Annotated in this window: 15 protein-coding genes and 2 pseudogenes; 10 read left to right on the top strand and 7 right to left on the bottom strand. The window is 63.8% G+C overall.

All coding sequences use genetic code 11. The features are described from left to right. The 9 genes from rsfS (at position 1) to lipB (ending at position 8,226) form a co-directional block, all read left to right on the top strand. Positions 1-360, top strand: coding sequence for a ribosome silencing factor (gene rsfS / locus IB234_RS20410; protein ID WP_192321419.1), 360 nt, complete (start codon positions 1-3; stop codon positions 358-360). Positions 361-369: 9 nt separating this feature from the next. Further along, the gene (rlmH, locus tag IB234_RS20405; protein WP_192321417.1) at positions 370-837 is read left to right on the top strand and encodes a 23S rRNA (pseudouridine(1915)-N(3))-methyltransferase RlmH; all 468 of its coding nucleotides are present in this window, start codon (positions 370-372) and stop codon (positions 835-837) included. Positions 838-846: 9 nt separating this feature from the next. Further along, positions 847-2,772: a penicillin-binding protein 2 gene (gene mrdA, locus IB234_RS20400; protein WP_192321414.1), complete on the top strand. Its 1,926-nt coding sequence runs from the start codon at positions 847-849 to the stop codon at positions 2,770-2,772. Next, positions 2,769-3,917 (top strand): rod shape-determining protein RodA, encoded by a 1,149-nt coding sequence (gene rodA, locus IB234_RS20395; RefSeq protein ID WP_192321412.1) that lies wholly within the window; start codon positions 2,769-2,771, stop codon positions 3,915-3,917. The genes mrdA and rodA overlap by 4 nt, the downstream gene beginning before the upstream one ends. Continuing rightward, complete coding sequence (mltB, locus tag IB234_RS20390) at positions 3,914-4,930, top strand: lytic murein transglycosylase B (RefSeq protein ID WP_412547935.1); 1,017 nt, start codon at positions 3,914-3,916, stop codon at positions 4,928-4,930. Before rodA ends, mltB begins: the two co-directional genes overlap by 4 nt. After that, the gene (locus IB234_RS20385) at positions 4,927-5,937 is read left to right on the top strand and encodes a septal ring lytic transglycosylase RlpA family protein (RefSeq protein WP_412547934.1); all 1,011 of its coding nucleotides are present in this window, start codon (positions 4,927-4,929) and stop codon (positions 5,935-5,937) included. The genes mltB and IB234_RS20385 overlap by 4 nt, the downstream gene beginning before the upstream one ends. Before the next feature lie 90 nt (positions 5,938-6,027). Continuing rightward, positions 6,028-7,203 carry a D-alanyl-D-alanine carboxypeptidase family protein gene (locus IB234_RS20380; protein ID WP_192321408.1) on the top strand — a complete coding sequence of 392 codons (1,176 nt, stop codon included), beginning with the start codon at positions 6,028-6,030 and terminating at the stop codon, positions 7,201-7,203. A gap of 127 nt (positions 7,204-7,330) precedes the next feature. Next, positions 7,331-7,609, top strand: coding sequence for a DUF493 domain-containing protein (locus IB234_RS20375; RefSeq protein ID WP_043308376.1), 279 nt, complete (start codon positions 7,331-7,333; stop codon positions 7,607-7,609). Beyond that, positions 7,609-8,226: a lipoyl(octanoyl) transferase LipB gene (lipB, locus tag IB234_RS20370; RefSeq protein ID WP_192321406.1), complete on the top strand. Its 618-nt coding sequence runs from the start codon at positions 7,609-7,611 to the stop codon at positions 8,224-8,226. The genes IB234_RS20375 and lipB overlap by 1 nt, the downstream gene beginning before the upstream one ends. 72 nt (positions 8,227-8,298) lie before the next feature. Here lipB and lipA read toward each other — a convergent pair whose 3' ends face one another. From lipA to IB234_RS24475, 3 genes and pseudogenes are all read right to left on the bottom strand, one after another. Then, the gene (gene lipA, locus IB234_RS20365) at positions 8,299-9,351 is read right to left on the bottom strand and encodes a lipoyl synthase (protein WP_192321404.1); all 1,053 of its coding nucleotides are present in this window, start codon (positions 9,349-9,351) and stop codon (positions 8,299-8,301) included. Positions 9,352-9,544: 193 nt separating this feature from the next. Continuing rightward, positions 9,545-9,982, bottom strand: a pseudogene (locus IB234_RS24480) (methyl-accepting chemotaxis protein); the annotation flags it as partial. Positions 9,983-10,084: 102 nt separating this feature from the next. Beyond that, a pseudogene (locus IB234_RS24475) lies at positions 10,085-10,771 on the bottom strand (PAS domain-containing protein); the annotation flags it as partial. 236 nt (positions 10,772-11,007) lie between these two features. On the opposite strand from IB234_RS24475, the gene IB234_RS20355 reads away from it, so the two are divergent. Beyond that, positions 11,008-11,889, top strand: coding sequence for a DNA-3-methyladenine glycosylase family protein (locus tag IB234_RS20355; RefSeq protein ID WP_192321399.1), 882 nt, complete (start codon positions 11,008-11,010; stop codon positions 11,887-11,889). 84 nt (positions 11,890-11,973) lie between these two features. Here IB234_RS20355 and IB234_RS20350 read toward each other — a convergent pair whose 3' ends face one another. The 4 genes from IB234_RS20350 to lptE all read right to left on the bottom strand — a co-directional run bounded on the left by IB234_RS20350 (position 11,974) and on the right by lptE (position 15,312). Beyond that, complete coding sequence (locus tag IB234_RS20350) at positions 11,974-13,269, bottom strand: lytic murein transglycosylase (protein ID WP_192321397.1); 1,296 nt, start codon at positions 13,267-13,269, stop codon at positions 11,974-11,976. A 96-nt stretch (positions 13,270-13,365) separates the two neighbouring features. Next, positions 13,366-13,533, bottom strand: coding sequence for an alternative ribosome rescue factor ArfA (gene arfA / locus IB234_RS20345; RefSeq protein WP_192321394.1), 168 nt, complete (start codon positions 13,531-13,533; stop codon positions 13,366-13,368). A gap of 79 nt (positions 13,534-13,612) precedes the next feature. Then, on the bottom strand, positions 13,613-14,647 hold the full coding sequence (holA, locus tag IB234_RS20340; protein WP_192321392.1) for a DNA polymerase III subunit delta: 1,035 nt from the start codon (positions 14,645-14,647) through the stop codon (positions 13,613-13,615). A gap of 53 nt (positions 14,648-14,700) precedes the next feature. After that, a complete protein-coding gene (lptE, locus tag IB234_RS20335; protein ID WP_192321390.1) occupies positions 14,701-15,312 on the bottom strand; it encodes an LPS assembly lipoprotein LptE in 612 nt (203 codons plus the stop codon). Between the last annotated feature and the right edge of the window lie 17 nt (positions 15,313-15,329).

Raw genomic sequence — 15,329 nt, 5'->3', positions numbered from 1 at the left:
ATGCAAAACGAAGAACTGGTCAAGGTCGCCGTCGCGGCCCTGGAAGACCTGAAAGGTCAGGACATCACCACCATCGATGTACGCGGCAAGACCAGCGTCACCGATTTCATGGTGATCGCCAGCGGTACCTCCAGCCGTCACGTCAAGTCGATGGCCAACGAGGTGCTGGACAAGGTCAAGGAACAGGGCGTGCGCCCGATCGGCAACGAAGGCCTGGACGGCGGCGAGTGGGCCCTGCTCGACCTGGGCGACGTGGTCGTCCACGTGATGCAGGTTGCCACCCGCCAGTTCTATGACCTGGAGCGCCTCTGGCAGGGCGCCGAGCAGAGCCGCGCGCAGCACCAGGATCCGGCTGAGTAAGCCTGCCTCGTGCGTATCAAGCTGATCGCCGTTGGCTCGCGCATGCCGCGCTGGGTGGAAGAGGGCTGGCAGGAGTACGTCAAGCGCCTGCCGTCCGAGCTGCCGCTGGAGCTGGTGGAGATTCCGCTGACCACTCGCGGCAAGAACGCCGACGTCACCCGCCTGATCCGTCAGGAGGGCGAGGCGATGCTGAGCAAGGTGCAGCCCGGTGAACGCATCGTGACCCTGGAGGTCACAGGCAAGCCGTGGAGCACCGAGCAGCTGGCCGCCGAGCTGGAGCGCTGGCGTCTGGATGCGCGTAACGTCAACCTGATGGTCGGCGGGCCCGAGGGGCTGGCGCCGGAAGTGCGCGCGCGCAGCGAGCAGCGCTGGTCGCTGTCACCGCTGACTCTGCCGCACCCGCTGGTGCGCATTCTGGTCGGCGAGCAGATCTACCGGGCCTGGACCGTGCTGTCCGGCCACCCGTACCACAAATAAGTAGTCGTCATGCCGCAGCCGATCCGCCTGAAGGACCACGAGAAGGACGCCCGCCTGGTGCGTCGTCGGGTCATCGTGGGTGGTGTCGCGGTGCTGCTGCTGACCTGCGTGCTGATCGCGCGGATGTATTACCTGCAGGTGATCCAGTACGACCATCACACCACGCTGGCGGAGAACAACCGCATTCATGTGCAGCCGATCCCGCCTACCCGCGGCCTGATCTTCGACCGCAACGGGGTGATCATCGCGGACAATCGACCCAGCTTCAGTCTGACCGTCACCCGCGAGCGTGCTGGAGACTGGCAGCAGGTACTGGACGTGGTTGTCGAGGTGCTGGAGCTGACGCCGGACGACCGCGCGCTGTTCGAGAAACGCATGCGCCAGGGGCGTCGACCGTTCGAGCCGGTGCCGGTGCTGTTCGAACTCTCCGAAGAGCAGATCGCCCGCATCTCGGTTAACCAGTTCCGCCTGCCGGGTGTGGATGTGAGTGCCCAGTTGGTGCGGCATTACCCGCAGAAGGGGCACTTCGCCCACTCGGTCGGCTACGTTGGGCGGATCAACGAGAAGGAGCTCAAGGAACTCGATCCGACCGACTACGCCGGCACCCACCACATCGGCAAGACCGGCATCGAGCGCTTCTACGAGGACCTGCTGCACGGCCAGGTGGGCTACGAGGAAGTCGAGACCAACGCCCGTGGTCGTGTGTTGCGCGTGCTCAAACGTACCGATCCGGCGCCAGGCATGGATCTGACCCTCACCCTCGACGTGCGTCTGCAGGAGGCCGCAGAAGAAGCCTTGGGCGGGCGGCGTGGTGCGGTGGTAGCGATCGAACCGTCCAGTGGCGACGTGCTGGCCATGGTCAGCCAGCCGAGCTTCGACCCCAACCCGTTCGTCACCGGTATCGGCTTCCAGGCCTATGCCGATCTGCGCGACTCCATCGACAGGCCGCTGTACAACCGTGTGCTGCGAGGCCTCTACCCGCCAGGTTCGACCATCAAACCGATGGTAGCGGTGGCCGGCCTGGATGCTGGTGTGATCACTCCACAGACTAGGGTGTTCGATCCCGGCTACTACCAACTGCCCGGTCATAGCCACAAGTACCGTAACTGGAACCGCTCGGGCGACGGCTCGGTGAACATGGAGTACGCGATCATGCGCTCCAACGACACTTACTTTTACGACCTTGCCCACAAGATGGGCGTGGACCGCATGCACGAGTACATGAGTCGCTTCGGCCTGGGGCAGCGGGTGTCTCTGGACATGTTCGAGGAGGCCTCGGGCCTGATGCCCTCGCGCGAGTGGAAGCGTTCCCGTTACCGCCAGGCCTGGTATCCGGGGGAAACGCTGATTCTCGGCATCGGCCAGGGCTACATGCAGACCACGCCGCTGCAACTGGCTCAGGCTGTGACCCTGATGGCCACGCGTGGCAAGTGGATTCGTCCGCACTTGCTCAAGCGCGCCGAGGATCTCAGCCCGCAGGAACTGATGGAGCAGGATCTGATTCCCCACGTGGCCACGCCGCCGGACATTACCGTGCGTGATCCGAAATTCTGGGACTACGGGCGGATTGGCATGGAAATGGTCATGCACGGCCCGCGCGGTACCGCGGCCAAGGTTGGCGCCACCTCGGTGTACCGTATCGCCGGCAAGAGCGGTACGGCCCAGGTGGTGGCGATCAAGCAGGGTGAGAAGTACGACCGCAGCAAGGTTGCCGAGCGCCATCGCGATCACGCCCTGTTCGTCGCCTTTGCCCCGGCCGAGGCGCCGAAGATCGCGGTATCGGTGATGATCGAGAACGGCGAGGGTGGCTCCAGCGTGGCCGCGCCGGTGGCCAAGCAGGTAATGGATGCCTGGCTGCTGGGCGAAGACGGCCAGCTCAAGCCGGAGTACCGTCCGCCGGCACCGGCGACGCAAGAGGTCAGCGTGCAGCGATGAAACGCCAGGATTTCGACCGCAACATCTCCGACGAGGACGTGTTCAAACGCCGCGCCAGCTTGTTGCAGCGCCTGCATATAGACGGTTGGTTGTTGCTGATCCTGCTGGTGCTGTGCGCCGGTAGCATGTTCGTTCTCTATTCGGCCAGCGGCAAGAACTGGGATCTGGTGATCAAGCAGGGATCTTCGTTCGGTATCGGCCTGGTTGCCGCCATCGTCATCGCCCAGTTCGAACCGCGCTTCATGGCGCGCTGGGTGCCTCTGGCCTACCTGGCCGGCGTCGGCCTGCTGACCGTGGTCGAGGTCATGGGCCACACGGCCATGGGCGCCACCCGTTGGATCAACATTCCGGGCGTGATCCGCTTCCAGCCGTCGGAGTTCATGAAGATCATCATGCCGGCGACCATCGCCTGGTATCTGGCCCGGCATAATCTGCCGCCCAAGCTCAAGCACATTGCCATCAGTCTGGTGCTGATCCTGGTGCCCTTCGTACTCATCTTGAAACAACCCGATCTGGGCACCGGCCTGCTGATTCTCGCCTCTGGGGCCTTCGTGCTGTTCATGGCTGGCTTGCAATGGCGTTGGATCATCGGTGCCGCGGCGGCAGTGGCACCGATTGCTGTGGGTATGTGGTTCTTTGTGTTGCGCGAGTACCAAAAGCAGCGGGTGCTGACCTTCCTCGATCCGGAGAGCGATCCTTTGGGCACCGGTTGGAACATCATCCAGTCCAAGGCGGCCATCGGTTCCGGCGGAGTCTTCGGCAAGGGTTGGCTTCTGGGTACTCAGTCACACCTGGATTTTTTGCCGGAAAGCCATACGGACTTTATCATTGCCGTGCTGAGCGAAGAGTTCGGCATGGTCGGGGTGTGTATCCTGCTGTTCGTCTACCTGTTGCTGATCGCGCGTGGCCTGGTGATCACGGCGCAGGCACAGACCCTGTTCGGCAAGTTGCTGGCGGGTAGTCTGACCATGACCTTCTTCGTCTACGTATTCGTTAACATCGGCATGGTCAGTGGCCTGTTGCCGGTGGTGGGGGTGCCCCTACCCTTCATTAGTTACGGCGGAACCCACTTGGTGACGCTGCTGTCTGGGTTTGGGGTTTTGATGGCGATCCAGACGCACCGCAAGTGGATCGCCCAGGCATGACAAGAGTGCAGAATTTGAATCAAGCAATGCGTAATTGGGGCGTCCCCGTCATGGCGGTGTTCGGTTTGGCCGCTCAGGTTCAGGCCGCCGGGGAATACCAGGGCTCACCCCAGGTCGCCGAATTCGTCGGCGAGATGACTCGCGATTACGGTTTCGCCGCCGAGCAGCTGACCGGGCTGTTCGATCAGGTGGAGCGCAAGCAGGCGATTCTCGATGCGATTTCCCGCCCGGCCGAGAAGGTCAAGCCATGGAAGGACTACCGGCCGATCTTCATTACCGAAGCGCGCATCAGCAAGGGCGTGGATTTCTGGAACAAGCACGCCGACGCCCTGGCCCGTGCCGAGAAGGAATACGGTGTACCGGCCCAGGTGATCGTCTCGATCATCGGTGTAGAGACCTTCTACGGTGGTAATACCGGCAGCTGGCGCGTGCTCGATGCCCTGTCAACCCTGTGCTTCGATTACCCGCCGCGTGCCGAATTCTTCTGCCAACAGCTGCGTGAATTCCTCATCCTGACCCGAGAGCAGCAGGTTGACCCGCTCACCCTCAAGGGCTCCTACGCCGGAGCGATGGGGCTGCCGCAGTTCATGCCGAGCAGCTTCCGCGCCTATGCCGTGGACTTCGACGGTGACGGTCACATCGATATCTGGACCAACCCGGTCGATGCCATCGGCAGCGTAGCCAGCTACTTCAAGCGTCACGGCTGGGTGACCGGCGAGCCGGTGGTGAGTCGTGCCCAGGTCAAGGGGGAGCAGGCGGACAGCGGTCTGACCCAGGGGCTCGATCCGGTGAAGAAGGTCGGTGAATTGCGGGCGCTGGGCTGGACCAGCGCCGACGTGCTGCGTGACGATATCCCGGTCACTGCCTTCCGCTTTGACGGTGCTGAGGGGCAGGAGTACTGGATGGGCTTGCCCAACTTCTACGTGATCACCCGCTACAATCGCAGTGCCATGTACGCCATGGCTGTCCACCAATTGTCCGGCGAACTGGTCGCCAAGCGGGGTCGTCCGTGAAGCTTGTCCTGCGCACTCTGACCGCGACTGCCATTGGCCTGGCGCTGGCCAGTTGCTCCAGCAGCCGGGCGCCGCAGCCGGTCGAGCCGGGCTCGCAGCCGATCTCCGGGCCGATGGACTACAGTCGCCCGCACCGCGACGGCGCGCCTTGGTGGGATGTGGATGTATCTCGTATCCCCGATGCTGTGCCGATGCCGCACTACGGCAACTTCAAGGCCAATCCCTACACGGTGATGGGCAAGACCTACTATCCGATCAATGACAGCCGCCGTTACCTGGCCACTGGCACTGCCTCTTGGTACGGCACCAAGTTCCACGGCCAGGCCACCGCCAACGGCGAGGCCTACGATCTGTACGGCATGACTGCCGCGCACAAGACCCTGCCGCTGCCGAGCTACGTGCGGGTGACCAACCTGGACAACGGCAAGGCCGTGATCCTGCGGGTCAATGACCGCGGCCCGTTCTATTCTGATCGTATTATCGACCTGTCCTTCGCTGCGGCGAAGAAACTCGGCTATGCCGAGAGCGGCACCGCGCGGGTCAAGGTCGAGGGTATCGACCCGCACGAATGGTGGGCTGCCCAGGGGCGCCCCGTGCCGATGGTATTGGCACAGCCGAAGATGGCCGGGCAGGGTAGTCAGTCTGTCGCCGCCCCGGTGGCGGTGGCGCCCAGCCAGCCCATCGAGCAGTACACACCACCTCCTGCCCAGCATGCAGCCGCCGTGCTGCCGGTCCAGATCGACGTAAAAAAAAACGCTTCGCCCGCAGCCTCTGGCCTGTATCTCCAAGTGGCCGCCTTCGCCAATCCGGACGCTGCGGAACTCCTCAAGGCCAAGTTGAGCCAAACGGTGCCTGCCAAGGTGTTTATCAGCTCGGTGGTGCGCAACCAGCAGATCTTGCACCGGGTTCGCCTGGGGCCGGTCGAAACCCAGGCTGAGGCCCTGCAGCTGCAGGACAGCGTGCGCCTGGCCAACCTCGGCGATCCCGCGCTGGTCAAGCCGGACTAGCCACTTTCGTTCGCTGTCTACGGGCGGCGGTGAATGCAGGCGGATCCGAGTCCGCCTGCGCCATTGTTGAATAGCTATTCAGAGAGACGGATGAACATCTCCCGCTTTGCCAAACGCCTTGCCCTGCTTGCCACTCTGCTGAGCGCGCCGATCGTCGCATCTGCCGACTCGGCGATCCCTTCGCCGCCGCAACTGGCTGCCAAATCCTACGTGCTGATGGACGGTGCCAGCGGCAAGGTGCTGGTGGAGAACAACGGCGACCAGCGCCTGCCGCCGGCCAGCCTGACCAAGCTGATGACCGCCTATATCGCCACCCTGGAAATCCGTAAGGGCAAGATCGGCGAGCAGGACCTGGTCACCGTCAGCGAGCACGCCTGGCGTACCGGCGGTGCCGCCTCCGGCGGTTCCACCATGTTCCTGCCGCTGAACAGCCAGGTGAAGGTCGATGACCTGCTGCACGGCATCATCATCCAGTCCGGCAACGACGCCAGCATCGCCATCGCCGAGTACATCGCCGGCAGCGAAGATGCCTTCGCCGACATGATGAACGAGACTGCCGAGAAGCTCGGCATGAAGAATTCGCACTTCATGAACGCCACCGGCCTGCCGCACCCGGAGCACTACTCCAGCGCCCACGACATGGCCATCCTGGCTCGCGCCATCATCAACGAAGACCAGGCTCACTATGCGATCTATTCGCAGAAGGAGTTCCACTGGAACAACATCAAACAGGGCAACCGCAACCTGCTGCTGTGGCGCGACAGCACCGTCGACGGCCTGAAGACCGGCCACACCGCCGAAGCCGGCTTCTGCCTGGTGGCCTCTGCCGTACGTGACGGCGCGCGCATGATCACCTCGGTATTTGGTACCGACAGCGAGAAGACCCGTGCCGCCGAGACCCAGAAGCTGCTGACCTACGGTTTCCGCTTCTTCGAAACCCAGACCTTCTACAAGGCTGGCCAGGAGCTGGCCCAGGCTCAGGTCTGGAAGGGCACCACTCGTCAGGTCAAGGCCGGCCTGGCCCAGGATCTGAGCCTGACCCTGCCGAAAGGTCAGGTGAAACAGCTCAAGGCCAGCATGGTGCTGGAGCCGCAGCTGGTCGCCCCGCTCAAGGTCGGTGATGTGATTGGCAAGGTCGAGGTCAAGCTGGGTGACGAGGTGGTACACAGCGCCGATCTGATCGCCCTGGAGCCGGCGGAGGAGGGTGGTTTCTTCCGTCGCCTGTGGGATAGCATCCGTCTGTTCTTCTACGGACTGTTCAACTAAGAGTCATCTGGCGGTCTTGAAACACCGCCGTTCGAGCCCCAGATAGGGAGCTGAACTGAAGACTCACAAGGACGCCCCGGAATCGGGGCGTTCGCATTTCACGGGTGAGCGACCCGGAGCGACCGCGATGACAGATACCGAAGTACAAGCCCCGAAAATCGAATTCCCCTGCGAGCGTTATCCGATCAAGGTGATCGGTGAGGCCGGCGAAGGCTTCTCCGATCTGGTGGTCGAGATCATCCAGCGCCATGCTCCTGGCTTCGATGTCGACACTCTGGTGGTGCGCGACAGCCGCAACGGTCGCTTCCTCTCCGTGCAGGTGCTGATCACCGCCACCGGTGTGGAGCAGCTGCAGGCGATCCACGTCGACCTCAAGGCCACCGGCCGCGTGCACATGGTGCTCTAGTGGCAGAACTCGTCGTGCGTCACCTGGGGCTGGTGGAATACCTGCCGACCCTGGAAGCCATGCGCAGCTTCACCGCCGAGCGTGATGAGCAGACTGCCGACGAGATCTGGCTGCTGCAGCATCCCCGGGTGTTCACCCAGGGTCAGGCCGGCAAGCCGGAGCATCTGCTGGCACCGGGTGATATCCCGGTGGTCCAGGTCGAGCGCGGTGGCCAGGTCACCTACCACGGCCCCGGCCAGTTGGTGGCCTATCTGATGCTCAATCTGCGGCGCCAGAAGCTGGGCGTGCGCGAGCTGGTCACCGCCATGGAGAATGCGCTGGTCGACGTGCTGGCCGGTTATGGCATCGCTGCGGCGCCCAAGGCTGACGCCCCGGGCGTCTACGTCGCCGGCGACAAGATCGCCTCGTTGGGCCTGCGGGTGCGCAATGGCTGCTCGTTCCACGGCCTGGCGCTGAATGTCGACATGGACATGTCGCCATTCCAGCGCATCAACCCTTGCGGCTACGCCGGCCTGAAGATGGTTCAGCTCAAGGATCTGCTGGAAACGCCGCCCTCTCTCGGTGAGGTCGCGCAGCGTCTGGAGTGCGCCCTGCGCGAGCGTCTGGGCTACCTCTGAGGTTGAGATAGACACCAAGCAAAAGGCCCAGGGGCGGACACCTCAGGGCCTTTTCTGTTTCTAGCTTGAGGGTCAGTTCAGGTTGAGCGCCGGAATCAGGCTGTTGTCCTGCTGCTGGCCCGGTACCGGAACGGGTGCAGCCAGGCCCAGGTTGTTCTTCTCGAACACGCGGTCGGCGCGGTAGCTGGAGCGCACCAGCGGGCCGGCGGCGACTTCCATGAAGCCCTTCTCCAGGCCGATGTCACGGAAACGGTTGAATTCCTCGGGGCTGACCCAGCGCTGCACCTTAAGGTGGTTGCGCGTGGGTTGCAGGTACTGGCCGAGAGTGAGGATGTCCACGCCGATGGCGCGCAGGTCATCCATGGTTTCCAGGATTTCCTCGTCGGTCTCACCCAGTCCCAGCATCAGGCTGGTCTTGGTGATGACGGAGGGGCGGTGCTGCTTGGCGTACGCCAGCACCTTCAGGGTCTTCTCGTAACCGGCGCGGGGGTCGCGTACCTCGTAGGTCAGGCGCTTGACCGTCTCGACGTTCTGCGCGAAGACCTCCAGGCCGGAGTCCACCACGCGTGCGATAGCCTCGTGGTCGCCGTCGAAGTCGGGCGTCAGGGCTTCCACCACCACCTGCGGCGTGTTGGCTTTGATCGCCTGTACGCAGGCCGCGTAGTGGGCGGCGCCGCCGTCGGCAAGATCATCTCGGTCCACCGAGGTCAGTACGATGTAACGCAGTGCCATCAGCTCCACCGACTTGGCGGTGTTCTGCGGCTCTTCCAGATCCAGCCAGCCATTCGGGTTGCCGGTGTCGACCGCGCAGAAGCGGCAGGCACGGGTGCAGACCGAGCCCATCAGCATGATGGTGGCGGTGCCGTTGGACCAGCATTCGCCCATGTTCGGGCAGTGGGATTCCTGGCAGACGGTGCTGAGGCGATGCTCGCCGACATTGCGCTTGACCGCATCGAAGCGGCTGCCGCTCGGTGCCTTGACCCGCAACCAGCTCGGCTTGGGCTCGACGACCTGGGGTTCTGCCGAAGCGCGGCGCTTCTGGCCATCCTTGATCGCGGTAATTCCTTGGGGGGTGCGGAATTTTTCGCCGCTGGATACGGGCTTGGACGGGGCGGTGTCGGACATCGAGATCTCGGCTCCGGTAGGAGGCTTTGGTAGCGGGGCTTTTGGCCGGCACGCAGTCTACCACGGATGCGCTTTCCGAGGCTGCCGACCCTTGTCGGACGCGCCCTGGCGTCACAAAGACACTGCGGCGGGAGTACGCCAAGCCACACCCGTGTCTTTCTCGCCCGCCGTGCCTGCCTCGCTGTCTGTTGCGTCAGGTCTTCAATTGGCTGGCGAACTGTTCCACCGCCTTGACCACCTGCTTGGCGCCTTCCTGAATCTCGACGATCACTGCACCGGCCTCGTTAGCCAGGCCCAACCCCTGTTCGGCGTTCTGCCGACTGCTGGACATACTGGCAACCGCCGCCTGGGCCAGGGTCTGGTTCTTCTGCACCACGTCGACGATCTCCTCGGTTGCCTGACTGGTACGTCCGGCCAACTGACGCACTTCATCGGCTACCACGGCGAAGCCGCGGCCCTGCTCGCCGGCGCGTGCCGCCTCGATAGCCGCGTTGAGCGCCAGCAGATTGGTCTGATCGGCGATGCCGCGAATGGTCTGCATGATGGTGCTGATCAGCTGGGACTGCTTGCCCAGTGCCTCGATACCATCGCTGGCCTCCTGCACCTGGTTGGCGATGCGTTGCATCACCTCCACGGTCTGCCGTACCACGGTGGCGCCCTTGTCGGCGGTGCCATCGGTTTGCTGGGAGATGCTGTAGGCGATGTTCGCCGCTTCGGCCACGGCCTGTTCCTGATTGATCTGGTCGGTGATCACGGTGGCGAACTTGACCACCTTGTACAGCTTGCCATGTGGGTCGAGGATCGGGTTGTAGGAGGCTTCCAGCCACACTGGCCGTCCGTAGCTGTCCACTCGCTTGAAGCGACCGGCTACGAACTCACCTCGGTTGAGGCGAGCCCAGAACTCCTTGTAGGACGGCGAGTTGTACTCCTCGGGCTCGCAGAACACGCGGTGGTGCTTACCGACGATCTGATCAAGGCGATACCCCATTCCGCCGAGGAAGCGCTCGTTGGCGGTGAGCACCTCTCCGTTGAGATTGAACTCGATCACCGCGGTGGAGCGCAGCAGTGCGTCGATCAGCCCCTCGTGCTCGCGGGACGAGGCGATGGTGCGGGTCAGGTCGTTGGCGCAGAGGGCGAAGAACTCCAGCTCGCCTCGCTCATTCAGCACCGGCTGCCAGATACAGCGCAGCCAGGCTTCGTCGCCGTTGCCGCGGAGCATGCGGAAGGCGCCGCTGAAGTGCTCGCGGTTGCGCATACCCTGTTGCAGCTTGCTGTAATTGGCCTCCTTGCGGAACGACTCGGGAAGCATCGACTCCAGCGTGCGGCCAATCAGGGCGTCGCGCTGATAGAGCATCTCGCCGAGGAAGTTGCTGTTGGCGTGGCGGACTCGCCCATCCGGCTCGAGTTCCAGTACTAGCATCTCACTGTAGATGGAGTCCCTGATCTGACGCATGCTGGCCAGCTCCTGACGCAGCAGGGCCAGTTCTTCCTTCAGTTTGTTGTTGAACATCGGCAAGCACCTTTGGGGCGAGGACCTGCGATCCGCGATCGCATGAAGTGGTTGTCTGTATTGATCGACCGCAAACGAGAAAACAACAGTCCCGCCAGTGTAGTCTCCGCGCAATTACCTAGCTCGATTGCCCTAACGAGAGCCTGATGCCGCCTACCGAACTCGAATTGCCTCTGCCCGCTGACTACAGACCTGCCGATCTGTTGGCCTTCCATCGCCGGGACCAGCAGGCCGTGGCCGAGCGAGTGGTGAACGATAGACTGGACAAGGGCATTCTCTGGATGGGAAATCCAGCGCTGTTGAGCGTTAGCTTCGCGCCGGGCCTTGCACGGGTGGCGCTTGCAGTGGACGGTAAAGCGGACATCGACCCAACCCCGTTGCGCGTGCTGGCCGAGCGCATGCTGGGTCTGACCCAGTCGGTGCAGGCTTTCGAGGCCGCCCATGCCGGGCATCCTCTGCTAGCCAGATTGATCGCCGCCAATCGGGGCCTGCGGGTACCGCAGTCATCTTCACCGTTCGAAGCGCTGAGCTGGGCCATCAGTGGCCAGCAGATCAGTCTGCCGGTAGCCATCTCCCTGCGGCGCAAGCTGATACAGCTGGCTGGGCTGCGTCATTCCAGCGGGATGTTGTGTTACCCGGATGCAGCGGCAGTCGCGGTCCTTGACGAGGGCTCACTGGGACAGTCCGGCTTCTCGCGTGCCAAAACGCAGACACTGCTGTTGCTCAGCCGCGAGGTGGTGGCGGGGCGTCTGCCGCTTGATCAGTGGCTGGAGAGCGAGCCGGCGGAGGCCATCGGCGAGCGCCTGCTGGCGTTGAAGGGCATCGGCCCCTGGACGGTGGACTACGCATTGCTGCGCGGTTTCGCTCGACTGGATGGCTCGCTGCATGGCGACGCCGCAGTGCGGCGCCAGCTACAGCGTCTGCTTGGAGTGGAGGAGAAGCTTAGCCAGAGTTTCGTGCGTGACTGGCTGCTACCCTTCGCCCCCTGGCGCGCGCTGGTGGCGGCGCATCTGTGGGCGATGCAGTAGATCGATTCCAGAGCTTCGCAAAGGCTCGCGAGCTAGAGTCGGCCTCTCTCCAGCAACCCCGGCCGACGCGCAGCAGTCCTTTGCTCAGCGCAGTTGTTGCAGCAGTGCCGGCGTCGGATAGCCGTCGGCCGGCAGCCCCAGGCTCTGCTGGAAGGCGCGCACGGCGCGGCGGGTGTTGGCACCGATGATGCCGTCTGCCGCACCTGGCTCGTAGCCTTTGGCAGTAAGCCCCTCCTGCAACTCGATGCGCTCGCTGCGGCCCAGCGGCCGTTCATCCTTCGGCCAGTTGGCCAGCAGCGGCCCGCCGCCATTCAGGCGCTGGCCGAGCAGGCCCACGGCCAGCGCATAGGATGAGGAGTTGTTGTACTTGAGGATGGCGCCGAAGTTGCGGAACACCAGGAAGGCCGGGCCGCGATGGCCGGCCGGCAGCAGCAGGTAGCCGGCATCGTTCGGGGCGACATTGGTCGGCGTGCCCTTCACCCCGAGCTCGTACCATTGGGCGTAGGTCTTACGGATCTCGCTGTCGGCCAGCGCGTAATCGAAACCACTGGGTAGCGCCACCTGGATGCCCCAGGCACGGCCCTTCTGCCAGCCGGAAGCCTGCAGGTAATGGGCGGCCGAGGCGAGGGCATCGGCGCTGGAGTTCCAGATGTCACGGCGGCCGTCGCCGTCGAAGTCCACCGCGTGGGTCAGGTAGGTGGTGGGAATAAACTGGGTCTGGCCCATGGCGCCGGCCCAGGACCCGCGCAGGCCGGTGGCGCTGATGTCGCCGCTTTGCAGTATCTGCAGGGCTGCCAGTAGCTGGTCTTCGGCGAACTGGGGGCGGCGGCCCTCATAGGCCAGGGTGGCCAGCGAGCGAATGACCGATTGTTCTCCCATGAACTGGCCGAAGCTGCTCTCCATGCCCCAGATGGAGACCAGCGTCTCGCGGTCGACACCGTAGCGCTGCTCGATGGTGTCCAGGGTGCTGGCATGCTGCTCGAGCAACGCCTGGCCCCTGCGCACTCGGAGCGGCGAGATGGCGCCGTCCAGATATTCCCACACCGGCCGGGTAAATTCGGGCTGGGCGCCATCGGCCTTGACCACGCTCAGGTCCGGTGCAACGCCTGCGAAGGCCTGGTCGAATACCGGCGGCTTTATGCCAGAGCTCAGGGCCTTGGTGCGGAAGCGGTCTCGCCAGTCCTCGAAATTCAGTGCTGGCGCCGGTGGTGGGGCGACCCGAGCTTGGCTGGTGCTTGGCTCGACGAGCTGTGGTTGAACACCAGGCTTGCTGGATATCAGTTCAGGAGCGGGGTTCGGGGTTTCGGCGCAGGCGCCTAGGAGCAGGGCGGCGCCGGCGAGCAGGCAACTCAGGCGACCGTTGGCGGAGAGGTGGAACATCGTGCGGTGTCTCGGTCTTGCCAAACAGACCGCGACCTTATCATGCCCGGCAGCTTTCAAAACCCTTGTGGGATGCCGGTGTGATGCGGGGGAGAGTCAGGCGGCGGGTTTTGCCGGGGCCAGAAAGCAAGAAGCCTCCCAGTGGGAGGCTTCGCGGCGGTAACTGCCTTTGCCCTTCTTCGGCTGTTCCTGGCGGCTGCGGAACAGGGGTTGGGCGACTATGGATTTGGCCTTGTTCGGCCGCTTAGGGGCTTTCTTGCTCATCTGTCTGGTCCTCACCTGGCCCGCGGCAGTGCGGGCGGCGCGGACTATGCGCCGCTGTACGAAAAATGTCCAGTAGCGGCTATTCGCTCATCGGCAGGCGTTGGCCGGCCATCAGCAGGGCTAGGCGCGCCAGACTGCTCCAGGGATCGCCTGCTGCCTGGCCCTTGACCTGCGCATCGATGCGCTGGGCGTCGATCAGCAGTTGGTTCCAGCGCGCTGCGGTATGGCGTTGCACCGCTCTGCCGATCAGTGGACGGCGCTTGTCCCAGATCGGTGGGCGGGCGCTGGCGAAGGCTTTCTCCAGCGGAATGCCCTGGCTGAACTGCAGGGCAATGCCGGCCAGCTGGCGTAGTTCGCGGGCCAGCATGACGACAATGAACAGCGGTTCAACTCCCTCACCGCGCAGGCCCTCGATCATGCGCAGGGCGTGCGAAGCCTCGCCGCCCAGTACGGCATCGATCAGGCCGAATACGTCGTAGCGGGCGCTGTCGGCCACCGCCGCCTGCACGGTGCTGGCGTCGATCTGGTTACCTTCGGCGAGCAGTTTGAGCTTCTCGATCTCTTGCGCTGCAGCCAGCAAGTTGCCTTCCACCCGGGCGGCGATCAGCTCCACCGCTTCCTGGCTGGCGGCCAGACCGGCCTGGGACAGGCGTTGACGAATCCAGCTGGGCAACTGCCCGACCTCGATTGGCCATATCTGTATGAACTGGCTGTTCGGCCCCTCGATCAGGGCCTTCGCCCACTTGGTCTTCTGTGTGCTGCCGTCGAGCTTGGGCAGGCTGATTAGCAGGACGGTGTCTTCCGGCGGCCGCTCCAGGTACTCGAGGATGGCGGCGGTGCCCTTGTCGCCAGGCTTGCCATTGGCGATGCGCAGCTCGATCAGACGCTTCTCGGCGAATAGCGAGAGGCTGGCGCCCGCCTCATAGAGCAGGCCCCAATCGAAACTGGTCTCGGCGTGGAACACCGTGCGTTCGCTGAAGCCCTGCTGGCGGGTGGCGGCACGGATGGCGTCCTCTGCCTCCTGGCACAGCAGGGGCTCGTCACCGCTGACCACATAGATCGGGGCCAGGCCGCCTTGCAGATGCTTGCCGAGTTGGGTGCTGTTGAGTTTCATCGGGATGTGGTTTGGTCGCTTGTGAAAAGGGCCGGTTGCCCGGCCCTCTCGCTTTACTGCTTGATTGGCAGCTGGATCGGCGACTGCAGCGGCGCAGATTCCTGCTCGGCGCGGCGTGCGGCAGCAGCCGCTTCAGCTTCTGCGGCGGCTCGAGCCTCGGCTTCCTGCTGCAGCTGTTCCAGCTGGGCGGGAGTCAGTTGCTGGAGGCGCAGTGACATTTGCTGAATCAGTTCGCGGCGCATTTCCTGGCGTAGCTGGTCGGATTCCTGGCTGGAGCCGATCAGGTTGTTCTCGTCGTGTACATAGACGCTCTGCACAGCCAGCCAGTCCTTGAGCAGCAGCAGGTTCTTCTCGCCGCGGATCTCGTAATCGACGCGGGTCGTCAGCTGGTACTCGGCGCTGCGAGCGTTGCTGGTGAAGCTGGCGGTGCGCTGGGTTTCCTGCTCGTTGGCCAGGTACAGGCGATAGGGCGCACCGTTGTGTACTTTCACACCGCTGCTTTCCAGCAGTTGCTTCAGCTGCTTGACGGTCTCGCCATAGGCGTTACGCGCCTGCAGGTCGACTTCCTTGAGGGCGAAATCGGCGCTGCCGGTGCCGCGCAGCTGGAAACCACAGGCGCTGAGCAGGACGGCGAGGCCGATGACCAGCATGTTCCGTTTCATCATTGTTTTTTCCCCTTGAG

It is taken from the genome of Pseudomonas sp. PDM16 (assembly GCF_014851865.1).
Classification (GTDB): Bacteria; Pseudomonadota; Gammaproteobacteria; order Pseudomonadales; family Pseudomonadaceae; genus Aquipseudomonas.
The sequence above is the reverse complement of the archived record's forward strand: the minus strand, read 5'-3'. Positions and strand labels throughout refer to the sequence as shown.

What these genes read in the sequence shown, in the direction of transcription:
- rsfS (WP_192321419.1), top strand. Translation starts at nt 1, where the DNA reads ATGCAAAACGAAGAACTGGTCAAGGTCGCCGTCGCGGCCCTGGAAGAC.
- mrdA (WP_192321414.1), top strand. Translation starts at nt 847, where the DNA reads ATGCCGCAGCCGATCCGCCTGAAGGACCACGAGAAGGACGCCCGCCTG.
- rodA (WP_192321412.1), top strand. Translation starts at nt 2,769, where the DNA reads ATGAAACGCCAGGATTTCGACCGCAACATCTCCGACGAGGACGTGTTC.
- mltB (WP_412547935.1), top strand. Translation starts at nt 3,914, where the DNA reads ATGACAAGAGTGCAGAATTTGAATCAAGCAATGCGTAATTGGGGCGTC.
- IB234_RS20380 (WP_192321408.1), top strand. Translation starts at nt 6,028, where the DNA reads ATGAACATCTCCCGCTTTGCCAAACGCCTTGCCCTGCTTGCCACTCTG.
- IB234_RS20375 (WP_043308376.1), top strand. Translation starts at nt 7,331, where the DNA reads ATGACAGATACCGAAGTACAAGCCCCGAAAATCGAATTCCCCTGCGAG.
- lipA (WP_192321404.1), bottom strand. Translation starts at nt 9,351, where the DNA reads ATGTCCGACACCGCCCCGTCCAAGCCCGTATCCAGCGGCGAAAAATTC.
- IB234_RS20355 (WP_192321399.1), top strand. Translation starts at nt 11,008, where the DNA reads ATGCCGCCTACCGAACTCGAATTGCCTCTGCCCGCTGACTACAGACCT.
- IB234_RS20350 (WP_192321397.1), bottom strand. Translation starts at nt 13,269, where the DNA reads ATGTTCCACCTCTCCGCCAACGGTCGCCTGAGTTGCCTGCTCGCCGGC.
- arfA (WP_192321394.1), bottom strand. Translation starts at nt 13,533, where the DNA reads ATGAGCAAGAAAGCCCCTAAGCGGCCGAACAAGGCCAAATCCATAGTC.
- holA (WP_192321392.1), bottom strand. Translation starts at nt 14,647, where the DNA reads ATGAAACTCAACAGCACCCAACTCGGCAAGCATCTGCAAGGCGGCCTG.
- lptE (WP_192321390.1), bottom strand. Translation starts at nt 15,312, where the DNA reads ATGATGAAACGGAACATGCTGGTCATCGGCCTCGCCGTCCTGCTCAGC.